Origin of the sequence: Oceanobacillus sp. FSL K6-2867 (genome assembly GCF_037963145.1) — a bacterium.
Taxonomy (GTDB): Bacteria; Bacillota; Bacilli; order Bacillales; family Amphibacillaceae; genus Oceanobacillus.
Genome location: NZ_CP150144.1, coordinates 2,024,814 through 2,046,483 on the forward strand (window position 1 = coordinate 2,024,814; position 21,670 = coordinate 2,046,483).

The following is a 21,670-nucleotide window of genomic DNA, read 5'->3' on the forward strand; positions in this document are numbered from 1 at the left end:
TTTCACACCTCAAAACCGTATATTTAATTAATAATATATCATTTTCATACGTGTTTTGGCAATATTTACCCTAATAACCGGACAAGATAAACCTCATCACAAAATCCGCGCATTCCGTTATAAATTCGCTTTGCTTTACTTTGATGCTCAACCAATCCATAAATTGTTGGGCCACTCCCGCTCATTAAAACACCCGTTGCTCCTGCTTGGATCATCGCTTCTTTAATACGTTCCACTTCTGGGTGAAGTGCAAACGTAATAGATTCCAGCGAGTTGCCAATATGACGGCAAAGTTTATTGAAATCCTGGCCTTCGATAGCTTGCAGTATCTGATTTGTATTAGGGTGGCTAAGTTTCTCCACGTTCACTTGTCCAAAAATTGTTCTGGTCGATACACCGATATCTGGCTTTGCTAAAACTACCCAGCATGGAGGCGGCGAGGCCAGTTTTTCAATCTTTTCACCATAGCCCCGGGCAATTGCAGTGTTGCCATAGACACAAAACGCTACATCCGCGCCTATTGCAGACCCAAGCTCTGCCAGTTCATCAAGTGAGATGTTTAATGACCATAATCGATTGAGCCCTCTTAGTACCGCTGCCGCATCCGTACTCCCTCCTCCAAGACCCGCTGACACCGGTATATGTTTTTCCATATTGATATGGACGCCTTTCTTAATCCCATAGGTATCTTTAAAAGCACGTGCAGCTTTATATGCCAGGTTCCGTTCATCATTTGGCACATACCTGCTCTCAAGCGAGATCTCAATTTTATCCTCTTCCAATGCATACAATTCAATGCGATCAGCTAAATCAATTGTTGTCATTATCATTTCTACATCATGATACCCATCGATTCGTTTTCTTAATACATCAAGGGATAAATTAATTTTTGCAGGGGCCTTTTCCAATATAATCGTCACTATCATCACCTACTTTGCCACGTACTAAAAAATATAAATAATTGTACCATATTAAAAAAACATAGGCGACCAGATTGTAGTTGGATCAGATTGAGTGAAAGCGTGGGATGGGAAGTATGGATTGGTTTTCACTTTCTGCATTTGCCTTTTTGTCACTATACAGACAAAAAGGCAAACCCATTAGGATTTGCCTCTTTGCATTTGCTGTTCGGCTATTTCAATTGCACGTTTTACCATATTACCTGCATCCCGCGCTTTGATACCGCCCCAGCCTTCTTGCTGAACAGTGTCGTAAAACCCTAACTCCTTAGCAATTTCTTCTTTCAACTGGTCTGACATCATTCCTCTGCGTCGTCCCATGAAAGAACAGCCCCTTTCCATTTTAAGTTAGTTTACCCTTACGACATGCTTAGTTTATGTCTATATGCTAAATAAAAACGAGTAAGAAGTATGAAACAATGGAAAGATAAACCTTTTCGTACAGGGAGGGTATAAGTTCGACCAGGCCTCAAGTCTTAGCCAGTTGGCAAGTCTTTTTTAGATTGCCAGGAATGAAGTAAACCTCGCCATTTTAGCGCTTGGTAGACGTAGCTATTCCAGTAAAATTAGCTGCAGCGCTCAAATTTATATGTTTTTTACAATAAAAAACAGCAGACATTCGGGTCTACTGTTCCATTAATAATGCTTTATTCCGTTCATCTAAAAATTTTAATTCTACCGTCTCTGTCAATATGTCTGCATAGCTGTATGAAACACGTTCGAATGCATTTTCGTCTTGGTCAAGCTCAACAATGAAGACTGAAGGATACGTCTCTGCAAGTACTCCCGATCGTATCACCGTTTTCCTTCTCCCTCCGTTGGCTTTTAATTTCAACCGCTTTCCAACATGGCATTCAAGACCTTGCTTAATTTCGATTAATGTTTTAGCCACTACACTCCACCTCACTAATAATAGTGTAACACAAACTCGTCCGACAGTCAAACAAAACTTAATATTATATCAATAAGTCTTTTTACCTGTCAACAATAATTTTTGTCTATTTCTTATATTATTTGCATATGTTAACAATTTATGTATAATTTTGCCGAAAACTTTTATCGAATTTTAGCTATACAAGAAACATATGCCCTGCACTTGTCCAACTATTATCCAGAATGCTTGATCCTTTAAAAAAAGGACAGCATTCTTTTTTTATTCTTCTTCCTCATCATCATCTTCTTCTAAATATGGCAAACCTGTACGAAGTAAACCTCTCGTCTCCACTCCGCCCATTCCCTTTTCCCCAGTCATCGTATTGCGTAAAGCATCCCATACACTGACACTTTCCATAAATGGGGTATAGGCAATTTTAGCTGCAATATAGACAGGATCTAACGCGTGAATATTTATCCTTAATGGTGAGCTGGCATAATTTGCTCCAGCACGTATAAGCGACTCAAAATGGGATTGACAGGCGCCAGCAAAGATCACAAGCTGATCTAGATTAGAACTCTTCCTTCTTGCCTCTCTTACGGCCTCAGCAAAGTATTTAGAATGTCGATAGGCACGCAAGTCATTTTTGAATCCTTTATTCTTTGAATAAGCATCATGCCCCGTAATAACGATAATATCGGGACCAATTCGCTCTACTAACCCACCAATCTCACTCGGCATTTCCTTTTCATTTAAATGAACCCCATGAACCTGCAATCCAATGCGCTGGTATAGGGAAATACATTTTCTTAAGTACATCGGATCTCCATCTAAGTGAAGAACCTTTGCAGGGAGTTGGAAAAACTTCGCATTATTCAAATAACCATCTGTTGATTGATACATCCTTTTTTCCTTCATCAACTGATAATCCTGACGGAATAAACGATAAGAGAATTCTTCTTTCTCCTTTTCCTTCTGTTTCCGCCTTTCTACATCCTGACGCTTTGCTACAACAAGATCATGAAGTGGAGCATCTACCTCAAGTCGCATTTCTGCCCCATGCAGAATAGCAATGTCTTTATTTAGTTCAGCTACACGAAATAGCAGATCATGCTGATAGGAACTACGTGTAACAAGTTCTCCAATAGTTATGCCCATATATCCACCTCTTAGCCTTCAGTTATTCTATAGACTATGTGATAGCCTAGAACCCTGTGCCTAGAAATGTTTAAGCATAAGCTCTTCATGGAGTTGTCAAAAAGGAAATAGCTGTCTCAAGAATATAATTCGTAAAGGTTAAGGGAAATCTGGGGAGTCAAGTTAACGGCAAAAAACAATGGTGGGCAGTCTGAAAGATGGGTAGTTGCCAAAAAAGCTATTGTCGCGGTAGCACGACAATAGCTTTTTTGGCATTATTTATTTTTATAAAAGGTATTTGCAAGCAAAGCAAACTCCTCCATATCAAGAGACTCGCCACGTCTTGCACCATCGATTCCAGCTGTATCCAGAATCGCCGTAATTTCATCCTTCGTATGTTGCTCTTTAAAAAAGCTAGACAGGTTATTACGCAGTGTTTTTCTTCTTTGCGCAAAGCTTGCTTGCACGAGCTCAAAAAAGAAATCTTCATCTGCTACTTCAACCGGAGGTTTATCCCTTATAACAAGCTGTAAAATACTCGAGTCCACATTTGGCTGTGGCATAAATACGCTTTTCGGTACGGTCATTACAACGCTTGCCTCTGTATAATATTGGACAGCAATGGTCAGTGATCCGTAGCTCTTACTATTCGGTTTTGCCGCCATTCGTTCTGCAACCTCTTTTTGAATCATGACAGTCAAGCTTGTTACCGGCAATCTATCACGAACAAGCTTCATCAAAATCGGTGTGGTAATGTAATAAGGCAGATTTGCAACGACATGAATCGGCTGATTTGGTTTGAATTGTGTTCGAATAACCGATTCTACATCCGCTTCTAAAATATCCTGATGGATAATTTCCACGTTGGAATAATCCTGAAGCGTGTCCTTCAAGATTGGTAAGAGACGCTGATCAATTTCAAATGCTACAACCTTGTCTGAGTGGATTGCCAGCTGTTCCGTTAATGCACCCATACCTGGCCCAATTTCAATCGCACCAGCTTCCTCATCAATCCCTGCATGCTTAATAATATTCTCTAATACATTCACATCTACCAAAAAATTTTGTCCAAGACTCTTTTTAAAAGAGAACTTGTATTTATTTAAAATCTCTTTCGTTCTTGAAGGAGTTGCTATATATTTTTTAGGCATCGTTTTCCTCCTGTTGTATCGCTTTTATAGCCTGCTCAAATTGCGTCTTCGTAATTTGAAATTGTGTTAGCCGTTTCAGCAGCTGTTTTCCATTTGTATGCCCGATTTGCAAGAGCTCTCCAAGCTTTTCGCGACGTACACTTGCTTCAGGCCCACCAATCAGCCCATGCTCAATTAAATCCGCCTTCTGAATTTCACTTTCACGTATATCTGCTAACTCATATACCTCTTTGAGCGCATGTCGAATCGTTTCGATACTAGCATGTTCAATACCGAGGCTTTTATTTTTTGGATTCTTTGCCTTTGCTTGATCTCTTGTTAGAAAAGCATGCTTACAACCCGGCACTGCCTGATCGACAATATGACGGATACGCTCACCAGGATAATCTGGATCTGTAAAAATAATGACACCTCGTTTTTCTTTCGCATGCCTGATTCGAGCTAATGTCTCTTTATTAATAGCTGACCCATTCGTTTCTATCGTATCTGCATCAACTGCCAGTTGAACTTTCGTTGTGTCATCTCTTCCCTCAACAACAATGATTTCTTTTATTTTCAATCGATTTCCTCCACTGCTTATACGATTCGTATATAAAATAATGCTCTTACCATTTTAGCATGATAAGAGCATTTTATTCTATCGTTTATCGAAAACATTGTTTTAATCTAACACCTTAACCTGGACGGTTTTCACTCCCCATGAATAGGCATCAGATTTTGATGGTACATGGACATCAATGCGATTTCCTTTTATATTCCCGCCTGTATCACCAGCAATTGCTTCTCCATATCCTTCAACCCATACCTTCGCTCCAAGTGGAATCACATTCGGGTCTACAGCAATTACTTTCATATTCGGATTAGCTCCCAGGTTAATTCCAGTAGCTGTTACACCTGAACAGCCACCACATTCTGACGTGAATGCACTTGCTGTCACTGTAATTGTTTTACCACCTTGGCTACTGTCCTTTGGTGTTTCATTAGCAAGTGTAACAAGATTGGACTCCTGAACTTCTTCTTTCGTTCCAATTGCTACAACACGATTAACACTTTTTTCTCTCACGTCTTCGCTGACTAGTTCCCGGCTTACTTCCTCACCGTTTTCCTTTGTTACTTTAAAACGCTTTGTAACCGTTCCTTCTTCACCTTCAGAAATGACCTGTTCTTCTCCTTTTAAAAGCGAGCTATCTTGACGTTCCTCTACGTCAAATGCGATTTTTTCTGTAACTTCCTCTTCATCGATAGCTACACGAACAATATCAATAGTCTTTCCTTTGTTTACTTTTTTATCGAGCGCTGGAGTGATTCGATCATGAGAGCTTTTTTTATAATCAATATCTGCTTCCTTAAGCAAATCATTTACCGTTCCACCTGTTGTCCAGAATTTTTTCTTATTCCCACCGTCATTAATCGTTACCTGATATGCCTTAGCAACCTCGATATGTAAGCCAGCTTCCGTTTCTTCTGTTAGCTGATGTGATATTTCATCGCGCTCTTTGAAAGACAAATTCTGTTCTTTAAAGAAATCCCCAATGGTATTTGCAGTTGTGTAATAATCCTGTTCTTTCCCATCAATACTTACTGTAATTTGCTTTGCGGTTTTATACGTTATTTCCATCCCATCTTCAATCAATTCTGTTTCATCATGTGATAAGAAATCGTATGCTCCAACCGTTATTTCTAATTCGTGAAGCAAGTCTCCAACTGTATTTGAGTTTGTGCTGATTGTTTGTATTTCTCCGTTGTCTGTTATTACTACTTCCGCTTTCGTTGCTTCCACTAGTACAAACACTGAAAATAAAACAAGTGCTAAAACACCAATACTTGAAATAACCAGCTTCTTTTTCGATGCCGGCAAAAGCTTATGAACTAATCCCATGTGCCTGCCCCCTTATTCCCAATCGATTATATAAACAGGGGGTAGCAAAGTCAAAGCCACTAGGGTTACGATTCATTTACAGTTGTATTACGCACTTTTTGCCTTTCTTATAATTAACCCTTTAAATGTATCAAAAAACCCTGTTATACAGCCCTTTTATACTGTTACATAATTGAAATAAAAGGAGACTGCTAGCGCTATCAGTCTCCTTTTATTTCCATATTTAGGCTGTATTGTTACATAAAATTACCTTTTTTACTTCACGCCAAATAATTCACATGCATTTTGAGTAGTAGCTTCACCAAGCTCTTCAAGGCTCATCTCCCGTAATTCAGCAATTTTTTCTGCCACTAATTTTACATACGCCGGTTCATTACGCTTTCCGCGATTTGGGTGTGGTGCAAGATAAGGTGCATCTGTCTCAATTAGTAATTTGTCTAATGGTACCTGCTTTGCAACCTCTTTCGGTAATGGGGCGTTTTTAAACGTTACAGGGCCGCCAAGTGATATATAAAAATTCATGTCCAGACATGCTTGGACATAGTCTACGGAATCGTTATAGCAATGCATGATTCCCCCTACTTCCTTTGCATTCTCTTCCTGTAAAATTTCAATAATATCTGCTGTCGCCTCTCGATTATGAATTATGATTGGCATGTTTACCCTTTTTGCTAAATGGATTTGCTTGCGGAATACTTCCTTTTGCACATCTTTTGGTGATTTATCCCAATGATAGTCCAATCCCATTTCACCTATCGCTACAACTTTAGGATGTGATGATAATTCCTCAATCCAAGCTAGATCTCCATCTGTCATATCAATCGCATCAACCGGATGCCAGCCAACTGCTGCATAAATGTTTTCGTTCTGTTCTGCGATTTCAATTGCGAGTGGAATGGTTTCACGGTCAAATCCAACAACAACCATTCGGGTTACACCTGCATCCACTGCACGGCTGATCGTTTCTGGCAAATCCTCTGCAAATTGTCTAGCATTTAAGTGGACATGTGTATCAAATAGCATATTATTCATCCTTTACATCTGTTAATTAAGTTTCCATAGAATTCTTCTGACGCGAACACTGAACTTACACACAAGTTTAAGTTAATGTGCTGGTTCCTCGGCTAATTATAAACATCAGCATTTTCCAACTATAGATTATTCTTTTTCCTGTGAACTTCAGCACTTTCATATGCAACCCTTTTATGAGCTTCCCACTAAGAAATGTATCGTATTTCTCATTATGCTCGGTAAAGGCTTTACGAAACAAATACCCTGCTAAAATATGCAGGGTATTTATTATTTATTATGCAATTTCAGATCCATTAGGCGCGTTAGCTGGTGCTTCAATCACTTGTAATTGACCATCATGCTCTGCAGAAAGAATCATACCTTGACTAATTTCTCCGCGCATTTTACGAGCTTTCAAGTTCGCTACAATCACTACCTTCTTCCCAATCAATTCTTCTGGATTTGGATAGAATTCAGCAATTCCTGATAAAATTTGTCGATGTGCTTTGTCACCAGCATCTAGGCGGAATTTAAGCAGCTTATCCGCACCTTCCACTTTACTGCAGTTGATTACTTCAGCTACTTTTAATTCCACTTTATCAAAATCATCATATTTGATTTGCTTATCTTTTGTTGAAACAAGCTCTGTTTCTGCCGGATCCCAATCACCTGCTGTTTCCTCTTCCACCGCAGGAGCCCCGCCAGCCATTTGCGCGCGAATATAGGCAACTTCCTCATCAATATCCAAACGAGGGAAGATTGGTGTACCTTTTGTTATCACCTTTGTATTTCCTGGGAAATGACCGAAATGAACATTTGCAAAATCACCTGCATTATCATCATGGATACCAAGCTGATCAAAAATCCTCTTCGGTGCATGCGTCAGGAATGGCTGTAAAAGAATTGCAGAAACACGCAAACATTCAGCTAAGTGAGCCATTACACTAGCAAGTTCTGATTGCTTATCTGTTTCCTTAGCAAGCTTCCAAGGCTCTGTTTCATCAATATATTTATTTGCGCGTGAAATCAATGTCCAAACATGGCTAAGTGCACTACTGAACTGCATGTTTTCCATTTCTTTTTGGTAATCATCGATTGTTTTTTCTGCAGTAGCCTTTAAGTCTTCATCAAAAGCTGTGACATTTCCAGAAAGTGCTGGAACCTCTCCCGTAAAGTATTTATTAATCATGGCCACTGTACGGTTCAATAGGTTCCCTAAATCATTTGCTAGATCATAATTAACTCGCGAAACAAAATCCTCCGGTGTAAAAATACCATCGCTGCCAAATGCTACTTCGCGCATTAGGTAATAGCGTAAAGCATCTAAACCATAGCGCTCCACTAGCATTTCTGGATAAACGACATTCCCTTTTGATTTTGACATTTTTCCGTCTTTCATTAGCAGCCAGCCATGGCCAAAAATCTTCTTCGGTAATGGTAGATCAAGTGCCATTAACATAATAGGCCAATAAATCGTGTGGAAACGAACAATTTCCTTCCCAACCATATGAACATCCGCCGGCCAATATTTATTAAACAGGCTTTGATCATCTGTTCCATAGCCTAATGCTGTAATGTAATTAGACAATGCATCAATCCATACATATACAACGTGCTTCGGATTGCTCGGTACATTCACGCCCCATGAGAAAACAGTACGTGATACCGCTAAATCCTCCAAACCCGGTTTAATGAAATTGTTAATCATTTCATTTTTACGGGATTCCGGTTGAATAAAGTCTGCATGTGTATTGTAGTAATCCAACAGACGATCCGCATACTTACTCATTCTGAAGAAATACGATTCCTCTTTAATCAATTCTACTGGATGCCCGCTATCTGGTGATTTACCTGCAATAACATTGCCGTCTTCATCACGCTCTACATCGACCAATTGTGTTTCCGTATAGAACGTTTCATCCGGGATTGAATACCAGCCTTCATATTCATCCAAATAGATATCTCCTTGCTCTAAAAAGCGTTCAAAGATATCAGCAACAACCTTTTTATGTGTCGGATCTGTTGTACGGATAAATTTATCATTGCTTATTTCCAGCGTTTCCCATAACTCCTGCATGCTTTCAGCCATGCCATCGACATATTCTTGAGGCGTAATTCCTAACTCATTTGCCTTATTCTCAATTTTCTGTCCATGTTCGTCACTACCAGTTAAGTAGAAAACGTCAAAACCTGTCATTCTTTTATAACGTGCCATAACATCGCAAGCAATGGTTGAATAGGCATTCCCAATATGTAACTTTCCGCTCGGATAATAAATTGGGGTCGTTATATAAAAAGTCTTTCTATCTTGTGACATGCATTTACCTCCTAGGTCCAATTCAAATTATTATATAAAATCTATTGTAGCTATTATAACGCAATTTGCCAAATGCTGTGATAAGAACATTTCATACCTGTTTATTATTCTTGTTCACGTAATGATTAAACGAATTATTTAGATAAATAAATTTTCCCACTAATACTAAAATTTGTTGACAGAATAATCAATAGTTGGTATTCTTATGCTAATATAGGTGTCGAAATATGACGTTTTTTTGTTCCAAAGAAAAAATTTAAGGCAAAAAGCACAAATATCTTCTTTCTAAGAAGAATTTTTTCGTGTTTTTTCCCAACCTTGGGGGAGGAAAATAATGAAATCTACTGGTATTGTACGTAAAGTTGATGAACTAGGGCGGATAGTCATACCTATTGAACTTCGACGCACATTAGATATCCATGAAAAAGATACAATGGAAATCTATGTTGATAACGATAGAATTGTCCTTAAGAAATATAAGCCAAACATGACTTGTCAAATTACTGGCGAAACTTCCGATGATAATCTGTCACTGGCCCATGGAAAGCTTGTCGTAAGCCCAGAAGGCGCACAGGCTCTTTTAGAAGAGATTCAATCGCGCTTAAAATAGTTGGCGCAGAATCTCCAAACAAGGCATAAAATGAACATTACAATCACAAAGAGAGCTGACGCTTGCTGCTTGCACGTCAACTCTCTTTTTTAATGGATGAAATAAAAATTCATTCATTTCATATATAATCTTGAAATAACCTTCCACTTTCAGCTTGCCTATTCAATATGATATGTCTGGTAAATATCCCGCTTCGGAATATTTCGATCAACCGCTGCTTGCTTGATTGCATCCTTACTAGATAGTCCCTTTTCTTCGATATAATGATTAACATGGGCAACAACAGATAAGGATTCCCACCATGCGTCGCCCTTATCTTCCTCTGTTGCATGGCTTGTTCCTTCAACGACAAGTACAAATTCCCCGCGCATCTCCACGTTTTCCGCCCAATTCAGCAATTCCTCCGCAGTACCACGAACAAATTCCTCAAATCGTTTTGTCAATTCACGAGCAATCGCGATGTTCCGATTTCCCAGCTGTTCTTGTATTACTTTCAATGTATCCTTTATCCGATATGGAGACTCATAAAATAGCAAGGTTGCCTTCAAACGTTTCAAACGATCCAGTTCAAGTGCTTTATCCTTTTTTTTTCTTGGCAAGAAACCATAAAAGTAAAATTCATCTGTTGGCAAGCCAGACCCAATTAAGCCACATAATGCAGCATTTGCACCCGGAAGGACGACGACCCTCTGATCTTCTTCAATTACAGCTTGTACAATTTCAAACCCGGGATCCGAAATCGTCGGCATACCGGCATCACTTACAATAGCAATTGATTCGCCTCGCTTGATTCTTTCCAAAAGCTGTTCTTCCCGAGCTGTTTTATTATGCTCATGATAGCTTATCAAAGGCGTTGAAAGCTCAAAATGATTGAGAAGCTTTTTTGTATTTCTCGTATCCTCTGCTGCAATTAAGCTTACAGATTTCAGAATTTTTAACGCACGAAATGTAATATCCTCCAGGTTGCCAATTGGTGTTGGAACAACGTATAAAACACCTGCCGTCTCGTCGTCAAAGCTCTTTTGAATGTTCATTTTGCAACGTCTCCTTCTGCCACTTCTGAATCAGCAGCATTTTTTCAGTACGAGAAAGCTGCTTAATTCGGTATTCTTGCTGCATCGCCGCTTCCTTCGTCGTAAATTGTTCAACAAATACAACTTGAAATGGTCCTCTCCCTCGAGTATATTTCGCACCCTTACCAGATTCATGCATACTTAAGCGCCTATCTAAATTATTTGTATATCCAGTATAAAGCGAACCATCCTTGCAACAAAGGATGTAGACGACATGTTCACATACCATAAATAATTTCCTCTGCTTCCTTCGTATACGTGCCGTCTGCTTCATAAATATATAAGGGGGGCAGGATTTTCAAGTCGGCTTTCCCATCCCGGATACCTTCTATTAAAAGCATGTTTGCTTCTCTTCCTCGCTTTGGATATACAAGCTGCATACGCTTCGGCTCTAATTTATACTTTCTAAAAAGCTCCATAATATCAACGAGTCTCCCTGGTCGATGAACCATTGCGACTTTTCCGCCTGGTCGCACATGTAATTTACAGGCCTTTACAACATCTTCCAGCGTACAATATACTTCATGCCGGGCGATCGTCAAAAATTCATTATGATTATGTTCAGTTCTTGAAGGTGTTTTAAAATATGGAGGGTTGCACGTAACGACATCAAAGCTGCTTTGTCCGAGTACCGGCTGCATTTCCTTTAAATCGCCATGCAGCATCGTTAGCTGGTCGGAAAGTGTATTTAACTTCACATTTCTTTCTGCCATATGGAAAATGCGTTCCTGAATTTCTACACCCGTTATCTCAGCATTTGTTCTTTTTGATAAAAGCAAGGGTATGACACCATTTCCGGTGCATAAATCCAATACTTTTCCCCGCTTTATAGGCACGTAAGCAAAGTGAGCAAGTAGTACGGCATCCAAGGAAAAGGCAAAAGCTGTCGGGCTTTGGATAATTTGCATCCGCTCATCGTTTAATAAATAATCCATTCGTTCATCATTATATAATTGTACCTGTACCATCGTTAACTCCTTACTATTAAAAGCTGCCTAATGAAAAGAAAGCTGCCTCGTACATATATCGAGACAGCAGTAATAGTCCTCATTAGAAAACCTGGAATTCATTAAAGGGATTCTTAAAAGATAGTTCTTCACTTTCTTAAATTCCTTATACCTTTAAGTTTGGTTTTTACCTTAAGCAAATGCCTTCATTGCACGTATGCAAAAAAGCTTTTATTTTGTTTTCTCAAAAAAGTCAAGGCAGAAAATGCAGTCTTCATCTCTCCTTGGGCTTCCAAATTCCAGATTACATATATGAAAACCTTCTTCATATAATCTAGCGAGATTATCATATCCTTCACCAGGGAAGCTTCCTTTGGAAGTTTTCTTATCCGAAGTTTCATCCGCAGCTTCTTTTTGGTGATCAAGATGGTTACGCAAATTATGGTTTTCAACAGCAAGTCGGTGATTTTCTTCGAGCAGCTCACTTAAACGCCCCTTTAAATCACCAAGCTGTTCATACAGCTCGCCAATTTGTTTTTCCATATCTGAAACCTGGTCAAAAATTTCTCTGTTCCTCACGCCCACTCACCTCATCATTCTGTGGCTTGCGCTAAAATTCCTTCATTTATTAATTCATCTAAAGTATATTCAACAACGCGTTCCTTCTCCGGAATTTCAATCTGGATGAGTCGTTCAAGTATATTCAGACCAACAACTTTCCCTTTTCCATATGGCGTTACGATTGCTTCGCCAATATCCGGCAAGTCACGCTTTGCAGTTTCATACGTATCATTTTCATATTTTAAACAGCACATCAGTCTACCACATAACCCAGATATTTTCGCTGGGTTAAGGGAAAGATTTTGATCCTTCGCCATTTTTATTGATACTGGCTCGAAATCCCCTAAAAACGTTGAACAACAAAGCATTCTGCCGCATGGGCCAATACCACCAAGCATTTTCGCTTCATCACGCACACCAATTTGGCGCAGTTCAATTCTCGTTTTAAACATAGAGGCCAAATCCTTCACTAAATTTCGGAAGTCGACCCTACCATCTGCTGTGAAATAAAAAATAATTTTATTGCGATCAAATGTGTATTCTACTTCAACCAGATTCATATCGAGCTTATGCTGCTCAATCTTATCTGAACATATATGAAATGCTTTATCCGCTTGTTCCTGATTTTCTAAAACGGACAGCTTATCTTTCTCGTCAGCGACACGGATTACCTTTTTCAATGGAAGGACAACATCTTCTTCATCAACATGTTTATTCGTGATAACAACCTTCCCAAATTCAATCCCTCGTATCGTCTCTACTATAACATAACTGTCCAAGGAAATATTTTCTGCCCCTGGATCAAAATAATATATTTTACCCGCCTTTTTAAAACGGACACCTATAACCTCAATCATTCCTTTTCACCTCTTTATTTGAAGTGCTAGTTGTTCAATCACCAAGGTGGGTTGAACATTTTGCTTCAATTTCCTCTTTGCCTGCAGTACGAAATTCAAGCTATTCACAAGATGTTCCTGGGAGAAGGACATTACTGCCTTTTCAAGAAGCGAATCATTGGAGGTGAAAAATACCATCATATCCTCATTTCCAATATGATAATAAAGAATATCCTTAAAAGCCAGAAGTAATAAATCCAATCCTTGCTCCTGCTCTTGTCGCTCCTTAAAATGGTCTACCCAGCGACTGTGAATAAAGAGATAAACGTCTTCAGGCTTTGTGATAAATATTTCTATTAATTGTACCATTAGTTTTCTAGCTTCTGCAAACCCGGCATCCTCGCTCCATCTAAAGGCCTCATCGAAGTTATTCGTGAGAGCACTAATAAGCACAGCTTGATTCTTTTCCATTCCTTGCTCGATTAATTGGTTTTGAAAAGAAGCAGCATGGAGCGGTTTTAAATCAATAACCTGGCAGCGCGAACGGATTGTTGGAATAATCGATTGACTATTCTCCGTCAGCATTATCGCTGTCGTTTCTTTACTTGGCTCTTCTAAAAACTTTAAAATCCTGTTTGCGGCATTGACAGTCAATGTGTCTGCATCCTTAATGACATATACTTTTTGATTGGATTCGAGACCCGAGTACGTAAATTCCTTCTGCAAATTACGCACTTGTTCAATTTTAATTGATTGTCCTTCCGGTTCAATCCAATGTACGTCAGGATGATTATGAGACTCAATTCGTTTGCAGTTATTACATTCATTACACGGTTCTATACCTGATTTATTTTGACAGAACAGACCTTTGGCAATGAGTAAGGCAATTGCGCCTTTTCCTGTCCCTCGTTCGCCTTGGAGCAAATACGCATGAGAAATCCGATCTTTTTTAATGCTATTTGTTATAATACGTGTTGCTAGCGGCTGCACATCAGCCACTTGAGACCATGTTTTCATATGTATCCGTCCTTAAGCTTTAACTTCTTTATTAAATATAATGATTTGACTCAATAATTACTTGTACTGGAACAGCCACGTCCAGCTCCCAACGACTAGCGGGACTTGCCGACCGTCAAGACATGAGGCTTAGTCACTCCTATACCCTTGCGGTGAAATCAGGCATCGCTCTTCGATCGCCATGTTTCCTTTATCTTCTCCGAAGGATTGTTCAACTCGGCGAACCACCCCAAAGTTCAGGGCGCAGTCCGTACCTCGCTAAACGGGCTCCTCCGTTTTTGTTCTTACGTATATATATTAATCAGTAATCCTTTAATTTCTCCGATAAGTGCTAGGATATCTACTGTCTTCTTTTCCTGATTCATAATTTCCTCTGTAAGCTTGATTAGTTTTTCATCGACTTGCTTGACGATTGCTAATTTTCGAGTTTGTCTATCAAAGCCAAAATGATGTGATTTATCTAAGGTATATCCAGCATAAACCGTCTTCTGCAGAAATCCTTTCACCATTCGTTTGAATGCGGCCAATTCACGAAATGACCGATAACGAGCAAGCTTATTTCCTTGCTTCGCAATATTATTAACAAGTTGCTGTAATTCCTGATGCTTTAAGTTTTGTGTTTGGGACTGAACCATTTTATGGAAAGCCTGCTTATCTGCACTCGCCTTGCGTGCATATTTCGGCTCCAAATTGGCTTGCATTTCGTTTGTAATTTTCATTTGGTCCAGCCCCTTTCTTAGAGGTAATACATTTGTTTATTAAAACTGTAAAAATGATTCAACTGGAAGTACAAATACCGTTGCTCCTCCAACCTCGACTTTGACTGGCTTTGGAATATAGGAATCTGCATTTCCACCCATTGGTGAGATTGGTGCAACCATTTGTTCACGATGCGAGCAATTATCCTTAATAATATCTAAGGCATTATCTACTTCCTGGTCCTCACATCCAATCATCAAGGTGGTATTACCTTCTTTCAGGAAACCACCGGTTGAAGCAAGTTTTGTTGTCTTAAAATCCTTTTCTCCCAAAGCATTTACTAAACGATTGGAATCCTTGTCTTGGATAACAGCCATGATTAGTTTCATCTGCATAAGCCCCCTTATTTTATATGCTTCATAATACGATCGAGCACAGCCTGTTCAACTACGTCCATGGATTGATCTGCATCAATCGTTTGAATCCGGTCAGGAAATTTGTCTTTCAGAATTTGATAGCCTTCATAAACCATTTCATGGAATTCGAGGTTTTCAAGATCAAGTCGATTCCTTTCTCTATCTTTATTCGCTGCAATACGCTCTAATCCCTTTTTTGGCGTAATATCAAAAAATAAAGTTAGATCTGGCATACAATCCCCAATGACAAATTGATTGATGGAAAACACTTCATCAATTCCTAATCCGCGAGCATACCCTTGATATGCTAAACTACTGTCGATAAAACGATCACAGAGAACAATCTTCCCTTTTTCGAGTGCCGGAAGTACCTTTTCTACCAGATGCTGCCTGCGCGCTGCTGCGTAAAGAAGTGCTTCCGTTCGTTCTTCCATTTCTGTATGATCCGGGTCATGAATAATGTCACGGATTTTTTCAGAAATGTTAATGCCACCTGGTTCACGGGTCGTTATGACGTCATACCCCATATCCGTTAGTCTTATTGCGATCAGTTGAAGGATTGTCGTTTTTCCTGCACCCTCGCCACCTTCAAATGTTATAAAAAAACCACTCATGTATAAATCTCCTTCATCATTTCCTGTAGATCTTGATGCCTGATTCCCGTTGCTGAATACGAACACCCTGATTTCGAAGCTGTCGGGTGGCAGCAAGATGTGCCGCTGTAATGCGCTCACCCTTTAGAATGATCGGAATTCCCGGCGGATAGGCGATGACTGCCTCTGCTGCTATATGTTCGATACCTTCATCAAAAGGTACGCGTCTGTAAGATCTTGCATGCATTTCTTGATAAGACAAAGCCAATTCCTGAATGGCTTCTGGAAATAACTTTGCTATTTCTATTGTATCATGATTTGATTTGATTTTTAATTGTTCCCCAACTCTTTTTACTATTTTTTGAAGCTGGTCCTGCTTATGAAACGGCTTAAGCCCTTGAATAAACAATAACTGATTATGTGTTATAAGCTCTGGATACAAATTTTCTTTTTCAAAAAGCCTTGCCACATCTTGAACGGAATAAAATTGTTTCACGTGTAACGTTATTTTAAGCGGATCGTCCTCTGGTTCAATTGGCAATACATTCCATGCATCACAGCTATCAAGTATGTCTCTGACACCGTTTACGCTTTGTAAAATATGTTCCAGTTCATTTGTCTGCATTTTTGCTAAAAAGAAACGCGCTATATCCAACGAAGCCATAAGTGGATACGAAGGACTGCTTGACTGAATGATTTGTAAATAGTGCGCAATACGTTCTTTAGATATAAACTTGGATTTTAAATGTAAATAAGAAGCCATTGTCATGGCAGGCGCCATCTTATGAGCCGATTGCACAACAGCATCTGCCCCTAAACTTAATGCTGAAGCTGGAAAGGGCTTTCCTAAAGTAAAGTGAACTCCATGTGCTTCATCGACAAAAACTGGAATGTTATATGAATGGGCCAAATCTATCATAGCTTTAATTGGGTATGTTCTGCCAAAATAATCAGGATAGGTAAGCACAATTGCCTTTGCGTCTGAATGCTTTTGCAGAGCTTCTTTTAATATGGAATAACTTGGACTTGTATAGCGATCGACTGCTTCATCATATTCTGGCGCAATAAATACTGGCTTTGCACCACTTAATTCCAATCCATTCATAACGGATTTATGGCAATTACGTTGAACAATAATTTTTTCCCCTGGTGAACAGGCTGCCAACACCATTGCTAAATTACCTGCTGTACTTCCGCCAACAAGAAAAAACGTATGGTCGGAGTCAAAAAAATCCGCAGCTAATTCCTCCGCTTCTGCAATCACTTCCGTGGGCGCATGTAGGTCGTCTAAACCGTGCAGCTCTGTCATATCTAATTTTAAGATCGAATCAAAATAAGTCCTTGCCTGTCCAGGGAAAATTTCACCATTTTTATGACCAGGGACATGGAAGGATATCGGGTTTGTGTATGTAAATTGCTGTAATTTGTCAAAAATCGGAATTCGCTTATGATTCTGTTTCATCATTGTCCCTCCTCTTAATTTCTATAATAGTAATCACAAAACGGGAATTATAGCTTCGTTGTCGGATTATGTATCAATGCTAAAAATTTCTCTGCCTTTCTAGTCTTATAGTACTCTTTCGTTATCATTCAAAATATCGCATAGCAATTTTATCATTCCCGAACAAACAAAAGAAGCCTTTGCAAGCAAAGACTCCCTGAATAGCTATGAATATAATTTTGGTTGACTGATATTCTTTAATTTTCGTAAATAATAGTTATACTTTTCTTCCCTCGGCTCCGTGTGGATCATATTATACTCGCATTCCGTACAAATGAACATCGTGTATAAATGAATTCCCTTTTCCTTTTGTTCCTCACAGATGCCGCAATGTGAAAGTCTTAGTGAATTTGCTTGTTCCACCTTCCCCACCTCCGTTAGAAACTAGTATCTCCCAATCTAACGAAAACTATACGGGGAAACTTTGAAACTTTTATGTTTAGGATAAAAACAAACTAAACAATAAACAAATGAATTGCCACCAAAGATGCTAATCCAAATAGCCCTAAAAAGCCAGATACGACAGCTGTAAATAAATTAATTGGAATGTGCAGCCCAACCATCCCTCCGAATACATTAAAGAAAAATAAAAACAGAATTCCGATTCCAAGCTTTACCGTAGCCTGTCCAATAAATTTCATTGGTTTAACAGGAGCCCCAACGAATAATAAAATGATAATCAGTCCAACAATGACCGAAATAACGATTGCAGAACTCAATTGAAATCAACCCTCTTCCTCGACCTCTTTTTTAGTAAATTTATGCTGGTATTTCGTAAAAAAGAACCAAAGAAGCCGGGAAAAAATGATATAAAAAAGACAAGGCCGTCAAAACTCGCAAAACCTTGTCTCCTTTAATCTATAAATCTAGTATACTCGCACTGCACTGACATTGCGAAGTCTTGCTTCACGCAACAGAAATAAATACTTCGCCCGTGCAATTGCTTCCTGCTGCATTCCATTGAGGGATGGCTCCATGCTTTGCTGTACAATGGACTGAATATCCTTCCAATCCTGTTCCACCCGAAGAATTGTATCAAGCAGCTCATTGTCGACATCTTTTCTTTTTCGCTTTTTCCCCATGCACTTCACCTAACTTCTACAAATCTCTTCTGCCCTCTAATGCTTTTGATAGTGTTACTTCATCTGCATATTCCAAATCGCCGCCAACCGGTAAACCGTGTGCAATTCGAGTCGTGCGGATACCCGATGGTTTAACAAGGCGCGAAATATACATTGCGGTTGCTTCCCCTTCGATGTTAGGGTTCGTTGCCAGGATAATTTCTTTTACTTCCTCATCCTTTAGTCGATTGATTAAATCAGGGACGTTTATATCTTCTGGTCCAATTCCATCCATTGGTGAAATTGCACCATGAAGAACATGGTACTTTCCGTGAAATTCCTTCATTTTCTCCATTGCAATGACATCCTTTGGATCTTGGACAACACAAATAACTGAATTATCCCGTGACGTATCGGAGCATATCGCACACGGGTCCTGATCGGTAATGTGTCCACAAATACTGCAATGAGACAGTTCTCTTTTTGCATTCACTAATGCATTTGCAAAGTTCAGCACATCATCATCTTTCATATTCAATACAAAAAATGCCAGACGGACAGCTGTTTTGGGGCCAATGCCGGGCAATTTTGTAAAACTGTCAATTAACTTCGATATTGGTTCTGGATAATACATCAAGGTTGCCTCCTACATGAAAACATAAGCACCCGCTTCAAACCGGGTGCTTATACTTGGCATGAGTGGTCGCACTCCCTGCCGCTTTTTTCCTTTAATTAAAACATTCCAGGCATATTTAAGCCCTTAGTAAATTGCCCCATTTGCTGATTCGTCTTATCATCAATTTGCTTCAATACATCATTTGTTGCAGCAATGATAAGATCCTGAAGCATTTCGATATCATCTGGATCTACAACTTCTTCTTTAATTGCAATATCAGTGATTTCCTTTTTTCCGTTTGCAGTAATGGTAACCATTCCGCCGCCAGCTGATGCTTCGAAGGACATCTCATGCAGTTCATCCTGAGCCTGCATCATTTTCTTTTGCATTTTTTGCATTTGCTTCATCATATTGTTCATATTTCCCTTCATGGAAAATACCTCCTTTAAATTATAAATAAATTATTTTTCCTAATCACATCCAGCTCCAGCTACCAGCAAGACTTCCCTCACCATACGTCGCTAACCGGGGCTTCCGCTTTTTGCTTCTAATCGTGTATTTCCAGCAAGTCATCTCCGAAGAGTTTCCTTGCTTCATCCACTAATGGATCTCCTTGTTCCTCATCCTTTGGCTTATCTTGTTTGCTTATATATTCCGTACGCAGCTGTGTCCAATCGTTATCTGGAATCGGGATAATCGTTAATTGCTTATCCAGCACACTTGCAAGTACGGATTCAACTGTCTCCCGATTATCTAAAAATAAGGAGCAGTGGATTTCATATTTAAATGCGACAACAAGTGAATCTGCTGATGCTGCTGCAGGTTTACTATCCTGTATTGTTGCATGTGCAGGTGCATTCATCTGCTTCAGCTTACTTAAAAAGTTGGCCCATTGTGATTGGACTTGTTTTAATGCAGGCTTTTCTGCTTTGCCCAGCACATCACGAATCCGCTCAAACGGTATTTTATAGCTGTTTTTTGATCCTCTCGCAGGCTGCCTTCTCTTTTCCGATGCAGCAGGAGCTTGATTCATCTGGGCTGGCTGCTGTTTCAAGGTTGTAAGCTCTTTTTCCAATTGCGTCATTTTGTTCATTAATTTTGATACTGCTTCCGAATCAACATCAGCTCCAGTAGATTCTTGAACATGATAACGGTTGGTAATTGTCAGTATCGCAATTTCGATGAAAACCTTTGGACTATTCGTCCATTTGATTTCCTGCTGACATTGATTCAGTTGGATGATAGCATCCTGAATCCAACCAGCTGATACAGAATCAGAAAGTGCTAGAAAGTTGTCATCTACTCTGGCACGCTCCAATAAACCTTCCAAGGTTGGAGCACTTTTGAACAGTAATAAGTCGCGCATAAAATAAATAAGATCGTATACAAATCGTCCAGGATCTTTTCCACGCTGGATCAAATCATTCAGCAGCTGTAATGCCTGTTCTACATCTTTTTCGTGCATGGATTTCACAATATCAGTGAGCACTTTCTGGGAAACCCCACCTGTAACAGCCAAAACATCATCAAGCTCTACTTGATTCTCACTATAGGAGATTGCTTGATCAAGAATACTCAATGCATCACGCATTCCACCTTCTGCTGCTAATGCAACAGTCTCCAAAGCCTCTTCAGAAACAGAAATGTTCTCTGCCTCCATAATCGTTTGCATACGATCTACAATTGCCTTATTGGATATTGGTTTGAAGTCGAATCGCTGACATCTCGAAATGATCGTTAATGGAATTTTATGTGGCTCGGTTGTTGCCAAAATAAAGACAACATGCTTTGGTGGTTCTTCCAATGTTTTCAGTAATGCGTTGAATGCATTAATGGAAATCATATGCACCTCATCAATGATGTACACTTTATATGGTACTGCACTTGAGGCATACTTCACTTTGTCACGGATCTCACGAATATCATCAACACTCGTGTTGGATGCTGCATCAATCTCAATAACGTCTGAAATCGATCCATCCAAAATACCACGACATGCATCACATTCATTACATGGTTCCTTGACTGGTGCATGCTCACAGTTGATTGTCTGGGCAAAAATTTTGGCAGCACTTGTCTTCCCTGTCCCTCTTGGTCCAGAGAATAAATAGGCATGCGAAAATTTATCTTGTACAATCGCATTCTGCAGTGTTCTTGTAATATGTGTTTGTCCTACGACGTCCTCAAAGGTTCTTGGACGCCAAACGCGATATAAAGCTTGATAGCTCATAATACAGATTCCCCTCTATGATCTATTTCTAATTATACCCGATTTTAGGGGTGAATGTGAACCATAAGCAGACGAAATATATTTTTTTAAAAAGTCATCTGGTATTACTGTCACATTTCGTTTATAAGTAGGTTGATTAGAAAGTTTTGCGGAATAAAAAATCAGGGTGGATTTTATATACC

26 protein-coding genes are annotated in these 21,670 nt (G+C 39.4%); 1 reads left to right on the plus strand and 25 read right to left on the minus strand.

Going from position 1 to position 21,670, the window contains the following annotated elements:
- Positions 1-65: 65 nt before the first annotated feature.
- From ispE to metG, 9 genes are all read right to left on the minus strand, one after another.
- On the minus strand, positions 66-926 hold the full coding sequence (gene ispE, locus NSQ77_RS10065; RefSeq protein WP_339230746.1) for a 4-(cytidine 5'-diphospho)-2-C-methyl-D-erythritol kinase: 861 nt from the start codon (positions 924-926) through the stop codon (positions 66-68).
- A 174-nt stretch (positions 927-1,100) separates the two neighbouring features.
- The gene (locus NSQ77_RS10070) at positions 1,101-1,280 is read right to left on the minus strand and encodes a small, acid-soluble spore protein, alpha/beta type (protein ID WP_095314433.1); all 180 of its coding nucleotides are present in this window, start codon (positions 1,278-1,280) and stop codon (positions 1,101-1,103) included.
- A 304-nt stretch (positions 1,281-1,584) separates the two neighbouring features.
- Positions 1,585-1,851, minus strand: a complete 267-nt coding sequence (locus NSQ77_RS10075) for a Veg family protein (RefSeq protein WP_095313908.1) — start codon at positions 1,849-1,851, stop codon at positions 1,585-1,587.
- Positions 1,852-2,112: 261 nt separating this feature from the next.
- Entirely contained in the window at positions 2,113-2,991 is an 879-nt protein-coding gene (gene yabG, locus NSQ77_RS10080) for a sporulation peptidase YabG (protein WP_339230749.1), read from the minus strand.
- 254 nt (positions 2,992-3,245) lie between these two features.
- Complete coding sequence (rsmA, locus tag NSQ77_RS10085; RefSeq protein ID WP_339230750.1) at positions 3,246-4,121, minus strand: 16S rRNA (adenine(1518)-N(6)/adenine(1519)-N(6))-dimethyltransferase RsmA; 876 nt, start codon at positions 4,119-4,121, stop codon at positions 3,246-3,248.
- Entirely contained in the window at positions 4,114-4,680 is a 567-nt protein-coding gene (rnmV, locus tag NSQ77_RS10090) for a ribonuclease M5 (protein ID WP_339230752.1), read from the minus strand. Before rnmV ends, rsmA begins: the two co-directional genes overlap by 8 nt.
- A gap of 102 nt (positions 4,681-4,782) precedes the next feature.
- Positions 4,783-6,000 carry a ubiquitin-like domain-containing protein gene (locus NSQ77_RS10095; RefSeq protein WP_339230754.1) on the minus strand — a complete coding sequence of 406 codons (1,218 nt, stop codon included), beginning with the start codon at positions 5,998-6,000 and terminating at the stop codon, positions 4,783-4,785.
- Between the two features lie 255 nt (positions 6,001-6,255).
- Positions 6,256-7,023, minus strand: coding sequence for a TatD family hydrolase (locus tag NSQ77_RS10100; RefSeq protein WP_339230756.1), 768 nt, complete (start codon positions 7,021-7,023; stop codon positions 6,256-6,258).
- Positions 7,024-7,306: 283 nt separating this feature from the next.
- Positions 7,307-9,328 (minus strand): methionine--tRNA ligase, encoded by a 2,022-nt coding sequence (metG, locus tag NSQ77_RS10105; RefSeq protein ID WP_339230758.1) that lies wholly within the window; start codon positions 9,326-9,328, stop codon positions 7,307-7,309.
- A gap of 334 nt (positions 9,329-9,662) precedes the next feature.
- Here metG and NSQ77_RS10110 point away from each other — a divergent pair, with 334 nt between their 5' ends.
- Positions 9,663-9,938 (plus strand): AbrB/MazE/SpoVT family DNA-binding domain-containing protein, encoded by a 276-nt coding sequence (locus NSQ77_RS10110; RefSeq protein ID WP_339230759.1) that lies wholly within the window; start codon positions 9,663-9,665, stop codon positions 9,936-9,938.
- 158 nt (positions 9,939-10,096) lie between these two features.
- On the opposite strand, the gene rsmI is transcribed toward NSQ77_RS10110, so the two are convergent.
- The 16 genes from rsmI to dnaX form a co-directional block, all read right to left on the minus strand.
- Positions 10,097-10,972 carry a 16S rRNA (cytidine(1402)-2'-O)-methyltransferase gene (gene rsmI / locus NSQ77_RS10115; protein ID WP_339230761.1) on the minus strand — a complete coding sequence of 292 codons (876 nt, stop codon included), beginning with the start codon at positions 10,970-10,972 and terminating at the stop codon, positions 10,097-10,099.
- Entirely contained in the window at positions 10,950-11,240 is a 291-nt protein-coding gene (locus NSQ77_RS10120) for a GIY-YIG nuclease family protein (RefSeq protein WP_339230763.1), read from the minus strand. Before NSQ77_RS10120 ends, rsmI begins: the two co-directional genes overlap by 23 nt.
- The gene (locus NSQ77_RS10125) at positions 11,230-11,979 is read right to left on the minus strand and encodes a tRNA1(Val) (adenine(37)-N6)-methyltransferase (RefSeq protein ID WP_339230765.1); all 750 of its coding nucleotides are present in this window, start codon (positions 11,977-11,979) and stop codon (positions 11,230-11,232) included. The genes NSQ77_RS10120 and NSQ77_RS10125 overlap by 11 nt, the downstream gene beginning before the upstream one ends.
- A gap of 210 nt (positions 11,980-12,189) precedes the next feature.
- Positions 12,190-12,537, minus strand: coding sequence for a DNA replication initiation control protein YabA (gene yabA, locus NSQ77_RS10130; protein WP_339230767.1), 348 nt, complete (start codon positions 12,535-12,537; stop codon positions 12,190-12,192).
- A 14-nt stretch (positions 12,538-12,551) separates the two neighbouring features.
- The gene (locus NSQ77_RS10135; protein WP_339230769.1) at positions 12,552-13,376 is read right to left on the minus strand and encodes a stage 0 sporulation family protein; all 825 of its coding nucleotides are present in this window, start codon (positions 13,374-13,376) and stop codon (positions 12,552-12,554) included.
- Positions 13,377-13,382: 6 nt separating this feature from the next.
- Entirely contained in the window at positions 13,383-14,372 is a 990-nt protein-coding gene (gene holB / locus NSQ77_RS10140) for a DNA polymerase III subunit delta' (protein WP_339230770.1), read from the minus strand.
- 284 nt (positions 14,373-14,656) lie between these two features.
- Positions 14,657-15,091, minus strand: coding sequence for a YaaR family protein (locus NSQ77_RS10145; protein ID WP_339230771.1), 435 nt, complete (start codon positions 15,089-15,091; stop codon positions 14,657-14,659).
- A 39-nt stretch (positions 15,092-15,130) separates the two neighbouring features.
- Entirely contained in the window at positions 15,131-15,460 is a 330-nt protein-coding gene (locus NSQ77_RS10150) for a cyclic-di-AMP receptor (RefSeq protein ID WP_095313931.1), read from the minus strand.
- A gap of 14 nt (positions 15,461-15,474) precedes the next feature.
- On the minus strand, positions 15,475-16,101 hold the full coding sequence (gene tmk, locus NSQ77_RS10155) for a dTMP kinase (RefSeq protein WP_339230772.1): 627 nt from the start codon (positions 16,099-16,101) through the stop codon (positions 15,475-15,477).
- A 16-nt stretch (positions 16,102-16,117) separates the two neighbouring features.
- Complete coding sequence (locus tag NSQ77_RS10160; RefSeq protein ID WP_339230773.1) at positions 16,118-17,542, minus strand: aminotransferase class I/II-fold pyridoxal phosphate-dependent enzyme; 1,425 nt, start codon at positions 17,540-17,542, stop codon at positions 16,118-16,120.
- A 204-nt stretch (positions 17,543-17,746) separates the two neighbouring features.
- Positions 17,747-17,944, minus strand: a complete 198-nt coding sequence (locus NSQ77_RS10165) for a sigma factor G inhibitor Gin (protein ID WP_339230774.1) — start codon at positions 17,942-17,944, stop codon at positions 17,747-17,749.
- 92 nt (positions 17,945-18,036) lie between these two features.
- Entirely contained in the window at positions 18,037-18,300 is a 264-nt protein-coding gene (locus tag NSQ77_RS10170) for a pro-sigmaK processing inhibitor BofA family protein (protein WP_339230775.1), read from the minus strand.
- A 147-nt stretch (positions 18,301-18,447) separates the two neighbouring features.
- Entirely contained in the window at positions 18,448-18,663 is a 216-nt protein-coding gene (locus tag NSQ77_RS10175) for a YaaL family protein (RefSeq protein ID WP_339230776.1), read from the minus strand.
- 16 nt (positions 18,664-18,679) lie between these two features.
- Complete coding sequence (gene recR, locus NSQ77_RS10180) at positions 18,680-19,276, minus strand: recombination mediator RecR (protein WP_118889300.1); 597 nt, start codon at positions 19,274-19,276, stop codon at positions 18,680-18,682.
- A gap of 98 nt (positions 19,277-19,374) precedes the next feature.
- Positions 19,375-19,689, minus strand: coding sequence for a YbaB/EbfC family nucleoid-associated protein (locus NSQ77_RS10185; RefSeq protein ID WP_095313943.1), 315 nt, complete (start codon positions 19,687-19,689; stop codon positions 19,375-19,377).
- A gap of 116 nt (positions 19,690-19,805) precedes the next feature.
- Positions 19,806-21,488, minus strand: a complete 1,683-nt coding sequence (gene dnaX, locus NSQ77_RS10190; protein WP_339230777.1) for a DNA polymerase III subunit gamma/tau — start codon at positions 21,486-21,488, stop codon at positions 19,806-19,808.
- Between the last annotated feature and the right edge of the window lie 182 nt (positions 21,489-21,670).